Source organism: Pirellulales bacterium (assembly GCA_035533075.1).
Taxonomy (GTDB): domain Bacteria; phylum Planctomycetota; class Planctomycetia; order Pirellulales; family JAICIG01; genus DASSFG01.
This window is the reverse complement of the sequence record DATLUO010000055.1, coordinates 39,580-53,086: the sequence shown is the minus strand read 5'-3', so window position 1 is coordinate 53,086 and position 13,507 is coordinate 39,580. Positions and strand designations below refer to the sequence as shown.

Here is a 13,507-nt window from a genome sequence, read left to right as displayed (position 1 = left end):
GTCGCCGTCATCGGCTGCCATTTTGACAGCGAATGCCCCGCTTGCACCACGTTGGCCAGATTTTGGTGCAAGCAGCGGTGCAAGCGGGTGCAAGCCCGAAACACGAAGGTCATCGGTCCCCGTCGCCCGTTGCTCTTGCCGATCGGCGGGCATTCCGTCGAGGGGCAATGCCGGCAGAGCGTCGAGCGCGCCGGCCATGTCGAGCAACTTCGGGTCGGTGTAGGTGTTCATGGTCAAGCCGATCGTCGAATGACGCATCGCGGCCTGCGCCGTGCGAGGGGCAACCCCGCCCTTTGACAGCAACGTGCCGAACGTATGCCGCATGGCGTGAACGTCTACGGTTCTGCCACGCTCATCGCGCTTGGCAATGCCGGCCATTCGCAAGTCGCGGTCGAGAATCTTGACCAGCTTTTCCGGCACGGTGAACAGCATGGTGTCGGCCGGCAGCTTGCCGCAACGCGGTACGCCAGTCATCGGCAGACACAACGGCCCATCAGAAGCGCCAGAATCGCCGCTATGGCGTTGTTCCAGTTCCTTGACCCACAAGGCCAAGTCGGCGGCAAGGTCGCTTCTGAGGGGCAACGTCGAGCCGGCCCGGTTCTTCTCGTCGGCCGCGTCGAGCACGATCGACGGCAACGGCCCGTCGAGGTCAAGCTGGCCGATCGTCAAGCTGGCCAGTTCGCCGCGGCGTAGCCCGGTGAGCACCAGCGTCTTGTAGATCAGGGCCCGTTCCCGGCCAAGCCACTCGAGCCGTTGGCGGGCGCCGTCGCTGATTCTGGCGGCAAGCTGGCCCTTACGCTTCCCGCGGTGAATCATCATCGCATCAACGAGCGGTCGCCGGCGGGCCACGTCGAGCAAACGCACTAACTCGGCTTCTGTTAGCGATCGTCGCTTGCGCCGGCAGTCGGCCTTTTCATCGGCGGTCGGTACGCCGGCAAACGGGTTTGCCACAAGCCGGCGGGAATCGACGCACCAGTTGCCGAAAGCCACGGCGGCAGCCCGGTACGTGTTTCGCGTTCGGGCGCCCATGCCGGCTTGAGCCTGCGCAACGAGCCACCTTTCCAGCGCGTCGCGGCCAAGATCGGCCAGCTTGGCAAACAAGCATTCGCCGGCAAGTCGATCAAGCTGGCGTCGCACGTCTTGGGGATGCCGCTTGCTGACACCTTGCACCACCAGGTAGCCGACATAGGCGTCAAAGTGCTTGACCAGCGGCGTTGCCTGGTGATCGGCCACGGCGTTTTCGGCGGCGGTCACAACGCCGGCCTTGACCAGTTCGGCCCGCCTCTCCAATTCGCCCAGCACTTTGCGGGCGGCGTCCTGGTCGCGGCAGCCGGTCGAGACCTCCACCACAAGCCCGTTGCCGTCGCGGTACTTCGCCGTGTAGGTGCCGGCGGTCACACTGATACGGCTCGGCTCGGCGGCCTTGTCGCCGGCAACCGGCGCCATGCGGGCCTTGCCTTTGCTATCCTTCCAACGTGCCAACCGCTCGCCTTTGCGCACGATGATTTCTGCGCCAGCCGGCAGCGGTTTAGTAAATGTCTTGCGGTAAACGGTGCCCATAGGTCACTTCGCTTTTCGCTGGGATTGCGGTTTCACGATCAATTGCAGCCCCAAGACTGGCGCCAGTTTGTCGAGCGTTGCCGTAGACAGCCCGGTCGTTCCGTGCATGAACCGCGTCAAGGCGGCCTGGTCAATGCCGGTCGCCTTGTGAATGCGGTAGCGGGTCATGCCGCTTTCCTGAATCGCCCGCCGCACGGCCGTTGTGATCGGCTCGGCGTCGGTTATTGCTCCGGTGCGTTGTTTCGCCATGATGCTATTATCGGCGTTGCGTGATTATTGTCAAGTGTCATTCGGGATGTCCAAAACCCGCTCGATTTCGCGGCGTAGCTCGGCGTTCAGTTCCATCCCGCATTTCAGCAGCCATGCCAGATAATCGTGGTCGAGACTGGCAACCGGCTTACCCTTATGCTTGCCAAAGGGCATGGCAATCTGCCACTCAGGGCACAAGGCCACGCATTGCGGGTTGTGGCGATAACGGCCCTCACAGAATCCGCACGGTTCCGGGTAGCGATGCCGGCCTAGCAAATAATCGCGGTCGGTATCGTCGAGCATGGCGAACGGCCCTAGATCGGCGGCGGTCGGTTCGTCCGGCCACAAGCAAACGCGGGCGGCCTGGTCGCCCACGTCGAGCACTTCGTCTTGCTCGTCTACGGGCGGCAAATGCGGCACGTGTGGCGGATTTGCCGGCGGTCGGTCGCTACAGACGGCCGGCGGCACGATCGGCGGCGTAGCGGCCTGCCAGAGCGTTTGCAGTTGGGCCAGCAAGGCGGCGTCGGTGGGCATGTTGATTACTCCCCGGCCGCGCCGGCGCACTGCCCAGCGATTACGGCTTTGTCCGCCAGCGATGCAAGCAGAAAAAGATCGAACATCAGGGACGGGTGCTTGTCCGTGAACGCCTTCCATTCCGCACTGGCGAGCGCATCCATACAGTCCGAAGCGTAATCCTCGTCGACCATCCAATGCTCTTTGGTGTCGGGGTCCGCATTCGCGGTTTCGACGGCAGCGGTGAGCAGCACGCGAATATGCTCGGCGTCGATGACATTCCGCTCAAGAATGTCTTGAATGCGGGCCTGCCACGTCCATTCTGCTTCCTCCCCGTTGCCATACCACTTGGCCCACAACGCTTCGGCTTGTTCGATCAAGGTTTTCTTCTCAGTCATGCAAACCCTTTCGTGGTGTCGGTCATAAAAGCACCAGCCGGCGGACACCAGCGTCGGCGGCGCGTTGATTTTCTGTTTCAGCGGCCCCGGTCGCGTAGCGACCATTAAGGGGACGCTCTTATGGTCCCTTATGGGATATAGGACATGGGTGTCCGCAGTAAATGACGCCAAATGTCCTATTACAACCGGACATGGGTGTCCTATTGCGGCGGCTTCATCAATGGCAAAATCCGGTAGGTCGATGCCCCTTTTTGCAAACCGCCCCGATGTACGATTTTCAGCAAACGCCGTCGCTCCAAACTGGCGATAGCTCGCCGTACCGTGCGGTCGGTCGTGCCGGCTCGGCGAGCAAGATCGGCTTGCGACGTTCGGGCCAGCCCGTCCGGTTTGGTGTCGCGGTACAAGGCGAACCAAACAGCCATTTCAGCACGATCGAGGTCGCCCATCGTGAAGTCGATGAAGGCATTGAGAATGGCGAAGCGGTCGCCCGTCTTTCGCTTCGCTGTTTTCTTGTCCCTGCCATTCTGGTCGCCGGTCATCGAGCCGGCCTTGCCGTTGGTCGCCGGCTTCATTGGTGGCAGCGTCGAGCAACCGGGTAGTATTCGCGGCTCATTCATCGTCGCCCCCCTGGTCATCGTCGGCCGCGTCGGTGCGATTCCAGAGCGAAGCCAACGCCGTTTGCAGCCGGCCTTTTTCGGGCGTCCAGACTTCGCCGGCGGTCACGGGCGTAAAAGACTGGTGCGAGCGGTCGAACCGCAGCACCACGTCTTTCGGTTCCGTGTGGCGTGCCTTCAAGTGGCGGAGCACAACCTGGTCATCGTGCTTGCCGTCGGGCGCCAGAATGAAAGCATCGTCCGCCCCGAATTCCAATTCGCTCGATTCGCGGAACGATGCCAGGTTCAACCCGTCGCCATCGTAGGACGAACGGCCTTGATGGTCTTTTGCCCGTGCCACGGCGGCCACGACGATAACGGCCACCCCCGCGTCGGCAAACTGCCGCAAGTAATTCATGCTGGCGTCAACGGACCCGCGGCGGTCGCCGTGCGTTCCCGGCGGCGGGATGCGTTGGATGTAGTCGAGCACGATCAAGTCGGCATGGAATGCGTCGGCACTGGCGGCCACGTTTTCCAAGTCGAACGGCGGCCGTACAAATGCCAACCGCTCGCCTACGGCTTCCAACGTGTGCATCGCCTGGTCGAGCCGATCGGCGTGCGAAGCGTCAAAGCGTCGGTAGCGAATTGCGGTAAGGTCGATGCCGCTTAGCCGTGCAAGCTGGCGGTCGAGCAAAACACGCGGCGGCATTTCGATAGAGCAAACCAGAGCGCGAAGCGAAGGCGTCAACCGCAAGGCGTCGGTCACGGCCTGCATAACGAATGCGCTCTTGCCCGCTCCCGGTGCCCCGCCTATCAACGTCACCAGCCCCGGCCCGGTTTCAATGCGTGCCAGGTCGCCGGCGCCGATCGGATAGAGCACGGGCGGCGAGCCGGTGAGCACGTCATCGCGCCAGCCGTCGAACACGTCACCGGCGGTTTGGAACGTCGCGGTCATCGCGTCCCCCTTCCGTGCGTCAACCCGCATTCGATTTGCCGCCGCACGTCTTTCGGCGGCAGCCCCGAATCAAGCCCCGCGTCGAGCAACAAGGCCAGCGCCAGTTCGTCGGGGCAACCAAACTCGCCAAGGTTTGCGGCTGCACTGAACAGCATTCGGTGTCGGTCGCCGGTGGCGAGCGCATCGCCGTCGCAAATGATTTCGAGCGTCGAGCGATTCAATGTCGGCGAGCCATTTCGTTCGGCTCGCCTTGCCGCGTTCACTTCGCCTTGCGTCGTTACATGGTCTTGGGCGTCGAGCCAATCCGCAGCGGCCTGGTCGTTCGTCGCGGCCGGCTCTGGCAGATCGAACGGCGACGGCTCGGCGGCCAACGCCTGAATGCCGTCGAGCGAAAGCCCAAGCAGTTCGTCGAGCGAAAGCCGGCGCTTATGAAAACCCGTCTTGGGGTGGCGAGAGTTTGGTGCGCGGAACAAACGCACCTTGTCGTACACGCCGGTGTCGATCGTCACGCCGGCCAGCTCGGCGAGCCGTTCGGCAAACCGCCGTGCGATCTTATGGAACGTCGCGGCCGGCTTCGGCAACCAGAGCGAAGTCGGCAGCCCGATATGAAACCCCTTGCTGCCCGAATAGAAGGCGAGCAAGTCGCCGTCGCCCAAGCGATAGCGCTCGTCGATCGTCACGGCGAGCCGGCGGGCGTCGGTCAAGGCAACCGTCAAGTCGGCACGATCAACGTCGAACCACAGCCACGGTGCCCAGCATTCGCCGGTAAACTCCGCCGTCGAGCCGGTCACTTCCAAGTGCCGACGAAAATCATCGCCGTACTGAAACGCCGACAAGTAGCATTCGCGGTGTAGTTCGGCCTTGGGGTCGCAAGAGCAATGCGCGGAAAGTGCGGTGGCGGCATCGACCAGCCGCCGCACTTCCCACGTGCTCCCCACGACGCGAAAGCCGTAGGGAAGCGTCGTCATTGCGGATTGCCCCCTTCGCTTTCGTCGCCGTCCTGGTGCTCGGCGTCGGCCCGGTGCTCGCCGGCGGAGCTCGGCGCAAACGGGTCGGGCGCCGGCGGCTCGATATGGTCCACGTCGAACCACTTCACGCGGTTGTACTGGTCGCCGTCATCGCTTTCGCGCACGACAACCTTGATGCGGCATACGATGCCTTGCGGCGTTGGCTGGTCAAGTTGTTCGACGCGATGAATGCCGAGTTTGCCGAGATCGGTTTTCGCCATGCTCGCCGCGGCTTCCGTCAGCCAAACATCGTACCAGCATCGTCGGCCGGCATACTCGCCTTCGGTGATACGGAACGTCAGTTTAAATCCCGCGGTTCCCGTCTTGGCCTGAAACGATTCGGTCGATTCCAGCATGGACACGTATTCGCCCTTGGGTAACGGCGTGAATTCGTCGGCAGGTTTGGCCGAATCCCATGCTTGCTGTAGGCGTGCCCGTGCATCGCCTTGTAGAATGTCTGACAGAGATTTTCTTGGCATGTTTTGCCTTTCGAGGAAAAGGGTTGTCGAGAAAAGGAGAAGTCGAGCGCGGCGGCGTCACCCGTCGCGCTCGGCACGTCGTCAGACCCAGAGCGTCGTTTGTACGGCGCCCTGGTCATCATCATCAGACTGGTCGGGGTGATCGGCCAGCCATTGCTCCGCCGCGGCCCGGTCGCTCAGTGCCCAGACTGATAGCGGGCGGGCGTGCGCTTTCGGGCGGCGCGTTTGAGCGAAGCCCGCCAGCGTGATAATTCCGGCCTTGGCCAGCGGCGGCGCCACTGCCCCAAGGCAAACCGGGTTGACGGCGGCAGGTAAGTCGAGCGCGGCCCGCACGTCATCAGCCGTCCCGGTCCCGTGCGCCAGCAGCGCCGTCAGTAGTGCGCGTCTGCCACGGTTAACATGCAACGCGCGGAGTTTGGCGAGCCGTTGTAGCTCGTCGTCTTTGCGGCGTGCGCCTTCCGTTACATCGAAATTGTCGTTCATTGGCCTGCCCCCTTGCCGGCAGTGCGGCAATTCGGGCAGCCTTGGGCAATCCACTGGTCGAGAGAAGTTTTCGACCAGCGAACTAACGAACCCAAGCGAACGGGGCGCGGCATTCGCCCAGCGTCAGAAAGGCGGTAGACGTGTCGCGGGCTACAGCCAAGCAGTGCCGCTACTTGCGTCACGTCAAGCATGGCCACGGGCGTAGCATCCCGTGCAATCGTTGCCGATTTCATACCATAGTCTCCAAGTGGTGTCAGTTGGCGGCGGTCACTGTGACCTACCGCTCTTTGAAGACTATGGCGTAACGAATCGCGTTACTGAGTAACGCGGCGCGTTACTATTTTCGTTACTGGCGGTCACGCCAGCTTAATGAAGCCCCTGCACGATAAACGACGGTGTCGCCTTCAGTGGAAATGCCGGCCTGGAAATGGTTGGCCAGTTCGATCATTGGCGGCGTCGATTTGCGAAGTGCGTCACAAGCACGCTTGACGGCGCCTAGAATACGCGGCCGGTGTTTGTCCACTTGGCTGTTTATGTCACGATCTTTGCCTAGCACCCCCGCAGCGGCTTTCAGTTGCTCGACATACCGCTCTTTTTCTTCCATCGCCCGCTCTTGCCGTGCAGCGTCATTACAGGCTTTGGCATCGTCGATTTCCCGTTCTAGCTCTTGCAGCCGTTCATTTGCTTGCCGTTTAGCTTGGGCGTCCATCGCCGGTTGACGGCTACGTTGATCGGCCGCGGCATCGCCGGCGCCCAGTAGCTCCGTCATCAAGATCGGCGTGCCAGGCTGCGCTATCAGCTTGGCGACATGGTTGAACCCGACCATGCCCTTGACGTGCCCCGATTCGCCAAAGCCCTTCACGAAATACCCGTCCCCGTCCCGTGCGAAGATGAATTGCTCGCCGGTCCCTTCGCCTTGTTCGCCGGCCCCCGTCGCCGTCGGTTCCTGGTCGGTCGCTTGGCTGGTTGCTGGCACTGAGGTCGCCGGCGGTCCTTTGTCCGTTTCGGACGGCGGTTGTAGTTCGGGTAGCCCAGCAAAGCATACCGGATAGGTGCGAAGCGGTATCTGTTCCACCAGGTCGAGGACGTCTCTCAACCGCTCGTTGTTGACGGCGCCGAACGGCTCACCGGTCTTTTCATGGTATTCCAAACGAATGCGGTCCAATGATTCTTGCGTCAACTGTTGGCCGTAGCGCTGCCGACAAATTGCGTCGGCCCGTTGCACGATAGGAAACGAGCGAAAGTCGCCCGTAAGTTCCTGGTGAGCTTTCAACGCTTGTAATGCACGTTCCTGGTCGCCAGAGCATTGTTGAAACATGTCAGCCGGCAGCGATCTTTGCTGTTCAGATAACAGGGCAGTGCGCAGATTTCCCAAGGTGCGAATACCTTCGCCGGCAAACAGCGTGCAACCGCTGTAGGGGCTGGGTTTGGGCAAATGTCGGCGCACCCATACGAGCAAGTCGCTTAGAGCGGCTTCGGCTTGTTCAACGTCGGCCGGGTCGCTTGGCCACGGTGGACGGTCACAAACGCCTAAGCGGTCGAGAGCGCGATAGAAGTTGCGAATGGTACGCGCGGCGAGCGGCATTGCAGCCGTTTCGCTGCGAGTCCCTTTTAACGAGCGCACCCACGCAACGGCATGGTCCAACCAAACCTTCACGGCGGCCAGTGTGTCGAGCTTTGGCGCGTCGCGGTCGCCTTGCCAATGATCGTCTGCCATAGATGCCTTTCGTTAAGCGGGCCACTCCCGGCCCGACACCGAAACGAAAGGCAGAAGGCGTCGAGCCGGAAGTGATCTTTGACCGCGGTGTAGCTACTCACGCACGGTCGCCTGGTGCCGTCATTCTAACGGCGATTCTTTGCGCGTGTAGCCGGCTTCGGCGTCGAGCTTCGCCAGCTCGGCGGCAAGGTCAATGACGTTGGGCAATGGTTCGGTAGGGTCGTGCGGCGGCGCCACGGTGCCGCTGGCGGCGTCGAGCAATTCGGCCAGCGTTACCGGGCGGTCGAGTCCCAAGAAAAACGCGAACGGATCTGGCGGCGTGTGATCGTTCTCTCGCCTTGCTTCCAATCGGTCGAGCCGGCCCCTCAGTGTGCGAGCGGTCATTCCCCATCCCTTTCGAGTTGAGCAAGGTAGGCGTCGACGTCGCACAAGTTGGGCGGCGGCCCGGTCGGTGGCGGCGATGCCGGAATTCGATCGGAGATTTCGAGCAACCTACAGAGCGGCAAACCAAACGCTTCGGTGAAGGTCAAAGATCGGTCGGGCCTGCCCTGGTCGCCACGATGCCTTTCGAGTTTTGCGAGCCGGCTTTGAATTCGAGCGTTCATTCTGCACAGTGTTCATCGTGGTGCGCTTTGCTCGCCACGCTACTGGTGGCGGCCGGCTCGGCGTCAATGTCCGGCCATTCTCGGCGAATCATTTCCGCCAAGTCGCGTTTCAAAAAAAGTTGCCGCGCTCGCCAGCCGTCGCGGTTGCCTTGGATTTTCAGCAGTTCACTTTCCACGTCGATGACGTTTTCGGGCATGTAATCCGGGTCGGGCGGCTCTGGCGGTTTGTACGTGCCGGCGGCGATTTCCCTTGCCATTCGCTCGTCTTCAAGCTGAAAGATCGTTGATAGACACGTGCCACGCGGATAGCCGCACAATTCGGCGAAGTCGGGCGGACGGTTGGGGTCATCAGCATAGGCGTCGTTCTCACGCCGCGTCTTTTCCAGCTTCGTCAGCCGGCTCTTTATGCTCATCGTCGGTTTCCCCTTCGTCTTGTTCTGGTGCCCCGCCTTCAAGGGCGGCGATGCGTTGTTCCAGTTCGCCGGCTTCGCGTAGCTTCGTGCCGAGTTCAAGAATCGTCCGGGCGGCGGCGTAGGCCACGTGGTCTTGTGGGCAGTCGAGCAACGCCACGAGCTTGTCGGCGGCCAGAGCGGCGTTGTTCACCAGCCGGCCCGTCGCGGCAGAAAACAGTTGCCCGCGGAGCACGGACACGCGCCGGGCAAATTGAGCGTTGGCGAGCCGGCGGCTTACCGTCCGAGCGGAACAGCCGGCCCGCGCGGCGGCTTCATCAAGCGTCGCCCCGGTCGCCAGTGCGAGCACCAGAGCGTCATCGCCCCCCGGTCCCACTTCGCCGTGTGGCAGCGCGTCATCGCCCCCCGGTCCTGGTTCGCCGGGCGCCACGTCATCGTCGGCCCCCGGTCCTGGTTCGCCATTTTCTGCCATTCGTCGCCCTACCCTTTCTTGTTCCTGGTGCCGCGCTTGCCGGTCGAGGTCTTGCCGTCGCCCGTTGAATCGTTGCCGGCAAGCAGCATGGCGGCCAGCTTGGCACGATCGGCGGCCGACAATCCGACCAGAGCGGCGGCCAGCACGGCGAGCGTATCAGCCCCTTCGCCTGTGGTCGGCTCGGCGTCGTTTGTGGCCTGGTCGACGTCCCCTTCGCCGGTCGTTTCGTGAGCGATTTCCGGCTTTCTGGTGCAAGCAGCGGTGCAAGCTGGCGAAGTGCTCGCCGTAAGTTGTTGCTGATTACCACTTGTGTCGGTGGGGCACCGGCTTTGCAAGCCGGGGGTTGGCGGTTCGATCCCGCTCGTCTCCACTGCCCGTTCGGCTGCTGAGAACAGATCGCCTGGCTAAGAGGAGCACGCGAGCGGCGGTCCATCGCCGCCCATTCGTGACGTGTTGGGCAGCGCGACGCTCAAGCGTCGCCGCGTGTCTTTGACAACTTACTGATGAACACGTTCCGCAGTCTGGCCCCCAGCTTACATTTACTCGCCGAACTCCTCGAGCAGCGTCTGCGCTTCCTCGGCAGCCTTCGTGCCGGGATAGTCGTCCATAATCTGCTGCAACCGCTGCTTGGCGGCGTCGTGCTTGCCGGCTTGCTGGAGCTGCTTGGCCAGCCTCAGCTTGCCGGCGGCCTGCTTCTCGCGCTGCGGGTCGCCGCCGTCGGCCGTCTCGGCTTTTTGGTCCGTGTCGCTCTTGTCGTCGTCGCCGGACTTCGCAGCCGACTTACCCTTGGGCGCTTCGAAAATGTTGGCAAACGTCAGACCATAGCGGCGGGTAAGCTTGATCCGGATCACGTCGTAAGCCTGCCCCAATTCGAGCTTGTCGAATTCGCCGTACGATTTCTTGCTCAGCTTTTCATAGTCGTAAATCGCCAATTTGTCGGCGCGCATCCGCTTGGCGTCGGCCGACATGTCGCGGGCGTCTTCGCCGATCTTCTCCAGCACGATGGCGTCGACCGTAACCAAAGCCACCAACTCTGCATCCACGTCGTCGATCTTCAGGCCCTTCAGCTTGCCCGCGGTTTCGGGCAACAAATCGCCGAGCTTTTTGTAGATGCCCGCCAATTTGGGGAACATCGCAATCAGTTGCTGCTTCGTATTGGGGATCGGCGGCTGCCGGAGGCTTTTCAACCGAGTGGCAAGTCCGCGGTTGATCCGCGAGACTTCCTCCCAGTATTCCAAGGTGCGTTTGCCGCTGCCGGCCGCCACGGCGTGCTCGCGCGGCGGGGGCAGCTCCGAGAAGGGGTGTACCCCGCTTTGGGCCGACTTCATCATGTCGTTGATATGCTCGGCCGAGATGGCAAAGTTCATGTTCTGTCCGGCCACCAGGTGCCAGGTGTTCAATCCGACCACCTCGCCCCGCAAGTTCACCAACGGTCCACCGCTGTTGCCGCCTGAAATGGGCGCCGTCGTCTGCACCCAAACGGCATCCAGATCGTAATGCTGCTCCTCGATATAAACGTCGGATCCGAACGTGCGCTTGAAGATCTCGCGCAGATCGCTCCCTTTTCGCACCGAGCTGACGATGCCGTTGCTCACCGTGCTGTCGAAACCCAGCGGCGCGCCGAAGGTGAGCACCGTTTCGCCCTTGACGGGCTTGTCGACCGCGAGCTTGAGGGGCGCCACGCGCGCGGCGCCCAAATTGGCCTTCAGGATGGCGATGTCTTTGCCGGGCGAAAACACCAAAAAGCCCTGAGCGTCGGCGGTTTTATCGCCGTACTTGACCGTCACCGACGTGGCGCCTTCGATCACGTGGTAGTTGGTCACGATCGTGCCCTGGTTGTCCAAAGGAAAGCCGCTGCCGATGCCGGAGCTTTTGTCACGAGTGACTTGGATCACCATTACCGAGGGTTCGATCCGCTGGACCAGCGCCGCGGTGTCGGCTGGGGCGGCCTGGGCAACTTCGGCCGAAGCCGTCGCCGTTCTGCCCGTGGAGGGCGAGGGTCGCGAAACCGGCGCGCCCTTGCTCGGCGGCAAAGCGGTCGGTGGGGTCGGAGCTACCGGCGTGCGGGCCGGACCCGACGACGCCTGCCTTGATTGCGGGCCGTTTTCGTCGCGGGCCCCAAACGCAGGTCGATTGCTTGCGGCGGCATCGTTCTTGATGAACCTTCCCGTCAGCACCACCTCCGCAGGTTGCTGCGACGCGCGTGGTTGGGCGGCGTCAGCGGCAGCGACGGCCACCGGCTTCTGTGGCGCCGCGAACAATCGCATCAGGCCATAACCCAGCAGAGGCACGGCCGCCGTGGCCAGCATCACCGCCCCGGCAACCAGAAACTTGAGGTTCGATGCGTTCGCCGGCCTTTGTCCGTAAGCCGCCGCGCCGGATTGCGAGATAGCCGTGGGCTCGGCCGCCGTCGAGGCCGCCACCGCGAACAAACCGCCGCAATGGGGACACTGCACTTGCTGGGTCGTCGCGAAGGGCGGCGACGCCAGGATCTGACTGCAATGGGGGCAAGCGAATTGTTGTTCCATCGCCCGTACTCCGATTCAAAGACGCGATCGTTGCTCCAGCACGAGTGCCCGGTATCGTACCAAATCACCCCGGCGACTGGCAAATGTTTTCCGCCTGACGGGTTTTATCGCGGGGCCGCTTGCGAGCGGATGGCCAGCAATTCGACTTTGGTGAAGTGGTAACGCGGCCCCCACCGCCGATGCGTCCGGTTTGTGCCCGGACAAATAGTTTAACGCCCCCGGCCGCGGTAAGGAACTATGCCATCCAGCAGGAAATCGACCACCGCCGCCAGGCCGTCTTCGTCGTGCGTGGGCGCGATCAGGTCAGCGGCGGCCTTCACCTCCGGCTGGGCGTTACCCATCGCGATGCCGATGCCGGCCGCTTCGATCATCGGGATGTCGTTCACGTCGTCGCCCACGGCGCACATCTCTTCGGGCAAGATGCCCCACTCGGCCGCCACATGCTGGATGCCCGACCATTTGGTCACGCCAAAGGGCGCGATCTCGCACATGTGGCCGATATATCGCGGACTGCGGAGCACGTGCGTATAGAGCAGCCCTGGCAACTCGCGTTGCAGCTCTTCGTGCAGTTCGAGCATTTCGTCGCGCGTGCCGGTCGAAAAGCCCGCAAAGACCCCTTCGGGCGGATCGCGCATCAAGGCCGGCCAAAGCCGATGGCAGCCCGGATTGAGCGCCAGGTAGTCGGCCAGCTCCGCCCGCTCGACTTCGAGCCGCTCACAGTAGAAGTCGAATCCGTCGTGATACGAGTCGGCGTAGAGCACCGCTTCGAAGCCGCGCCGCTCGACGACGGTGAGCAGATCGCACAGCAACTGTCGCTCGAACGTGGCGCGAAACAGCGTGCGGTGGTCGAGCGGGTGCTTGATGAGCGCTCCGCTGGCCGTCACCAGCGGGGCGTCGATTGCCAGCGGCCCGACCAGCGGCAAGGCGCGACTGTAACGTCGGCCCGTGGCCAACACGATCTTCAGGCCGGCCGCGCATGCGCGGTGCAACGCTTGCCGCGTCGTTTCCGTCAGCTCGTCGCGGCTGTTGACGAGCGTGCCGTCGATGTCGATGGCGAGAAGGCGGATGGTGGAATGTGAGCTTGGCACGGAGAATAAGCGACAGGAGTTCGCCGCCGTAATCAGAGCGGCACGTAGATGCGGTCACGGTCACGGTACTTCCGTTCCACGAGTCCGAAGAGGATCTCGGCAACGTCCGCCGCGACGCGCTCGCGATAGCCGGCGTCCTGCTCTAACTTGCTCTTGCTAGTTGGGGTAATAATGGGAAGGTCGCCAGGTTTCCACATCGCTGTCAGCGTGGCTTGTAGAGAAACGTCGTTTTCCGCATTGCGATTATCCGTAAACAAGACCAAGCGGCCTTCCTGGCATCGCTTCCAAAGCATGCGGTCGTCAATGTCGAAAGGCAAGCCGACGTCGCTGAGCGTCAGGAACTTGACTCCGACCGTGTCAAGGATGCCTAAAAGGCCCATCCCGTCCAGCAGGTCGCGCAAATGGAGCATGTGCCGTTGAACGTTGTTGTCCGCCAGCAACCCACGCACT

At 62.5% G+C, this 13,507-nt stretch carries 17 protein-coding genes; 2 read left to right on the top strand and 15 right to left on the bottom strand.

Annotated elements, in window-relative coordinates; genetic code table 11:
- Positions 1-315: 315 nt before the first annotated feature.
- On the top strand, positions 316-693 hold the full coding sequence (locus VNH11_07295) for a hypothetical protein (protein ID HVA46163.1): 378 nt from the start codon (positions 316-318) through the stop codon (positions 691-693).
- 342 nt (positions 694-1,035) lie between these two features.
- On the top strand, positions 1,036-1,833 hold the full coding sequence (locus VNH11_07290; GenBank protein HVA46162.1) for a hypothetical protein: 798 nt from the start codon (positions 1,036-1,038) through the stop codon (positions 1,831-1,833).
- Positions 1,834-1,839: 6 nt separating this feature from the next.
- On the opposite strand, the gene VNH11_07285 is transcribed toward VNH11_07290, so the two are convergent.
- From VNH11_07285 to VNH11_07215, 15 genes are all read right to left on the bottom strand, one after another.
- Positions 1,840-2,343: a DUF3820 family protein gene (locus VNH11_07285; GenBank protein ID HVA46161.1), complete on the bottom strand. Its 504-nt coding sequence runs from the start codon at positions 2,341-2,343 to the stop codon at positions 1,840-1,842.
- 5 nt (positions 2,344-2,348) lie between these two features.
- Positions 2,349-2,825, bottom strand: coding sequence for a hypothetical protein (locus VNH11_07280; GenBank protein ID HVA46160.1), 477 nt, complete (start codon positions 2,823-2,825; stop codon positions 2,349-2,351).
- A gap of 95 nt (positions 2,826-2,920) precedes the next feature.
- Complete coding sequence (locus tag VNH11_07275; protein ID HVA46159.1) at positions 2,921-3,292, bottom strand: transcriptional regulator; 372 nt, start codon at positions 3,290-3,292, stop codon at positions 2,921-2,923.
- 37 nt (positions 3,293-3,329) lie between these two features.
- The gene (locus VNH11_07270) at positions 3,330-4,268 is read right to left on the bottom strand and encodes a DnaB-like helicase C-terminal domain-containing protein (protein HVA46158.1); all 939 of its coding nucleotides are present in this window, start codon (positions 4,266-4,268) and stop codon (positions 3,330-3,332) included.
- Entirely contained in the window at positions 4,265-5,236 is a 972-nt protein-coding gene (locus VNH11_07265; GenBank protein HVA46157.1) for a DNA primase, read from the bottom strand. The genes VNH11_07270 and VNH11_07265 overlap by 4 nt, the downstream gene beginning before the upstream one ends.
- A complete protein-coding gene (locus tag VNH11_07260) occupies positions 5,233-5,754 on the bottom strand; it encodes a DUF669 domain-containing protein (protein ID HVA46156.1) in 522 nt (173 codons plus the stop codon). Before VNH11_07260 ends, VNH11_07265 begins: the two co-directional genes overlap by 4 nt.
- An 81-nt stretch (positions 5,755-5,835) precedes the next feature.
- A complete protein-coding gene (locus VNH11_07255) occupies positions 5,836-6,237 on the bottom strand; it encodes a hypothetical protein (protein ID HVA46155.1) in 402 nt (133 codons plus the stop codon).
- A 346-nt stretch (positions 6,238-6,583) separates the two neighbouring features.
- Entirely contained in the window at positions 6,584-7,954 is a 1,371-nt protein-coding gene (locus VNH11_07250; protein HVA46154.1) for a hypothetical protein, read from the bottom strand.
- Between the two features lie 120 nt (positions 7,955-8,074).
- A complete protein-coding gene (locus tag VNH11_07245; GenBank protein ID HVA46153.1) occupies positions 8,075-8,338 on the bottom strand; it encodes a hypothetical protein in 264 nt (87 codons plus the stop codon).
- A 217-nt stretch (positions 8,339-8,555) separates the two neighbouring features.
- Positions 8,556-8,972 (bottom strand): hypothetical protein, encoded by a 417-nt coding sequence (locus VNH11_07240; GenBank protein HVA46152.1) that lies wholly within the window; start codon positions 8,970-8,972, stop codon positions 8,556-8,558.
- Positions 8,926-9,441: a hypothetical protein gene (locus VNH11_07235; protein HVA46151.1), complete on the bottom strand. Its 516-nt coding sequence runs from the start codon at positions 9,439-9,441 to the stop codon at positions 8,926-8,928. Before VNH11_07235 ends, VNH11_07240 begins: the two co-directional genes overlap by 47 nt.
- Positions 9,442-9,449: 8 nt before the next feature.
- Positions 9,450-9,776, bottom strand: coding sequence for a hypothetical protein (locus VNH11_07230; GenBank protein ID HVA46150.1), 327 nt, complete (start codon positions 9,774-9,776; stop codon positions 9,450-9,452).
- A gap of 204 nt (positions 9,777-9,980) precedes the next feature.
- Positions 9,981-11,969 (bottom strand): trypsin-like peptidase domain-containing protein, encoded by a 1,989-nt coding sequence (locus VNH11_07225; protein ID HVA46149.1) that lies wholly within the window; start codon positions 11,967-11,969, stop codon positions 9,981-9,983.
- Between the two features lie 209 nt (positions 11,970-12,178).
- Entirely contained in the window at positions 12,179-13,057 is an 879-nt protein-coding gene (locus tag VNH11_07220) for a Cof-type HAD-IIB family hydrolase (protein HVA46148.1), read from the bottom strand.
- 32 nt (positions 13,058-13,089) lie between these two features.
- On the bottom strand, positions 13,090-13,506 hold the full coding sequence (locus VNH11_07215) for a hypothetical protein (protein HVA46147.1): 417 nt from the start codon (positions 13,504-13,506) through the stop codon (positions 13,090-13,092).
- Position 13,507 lies beyond the last annotated feature (1 nt).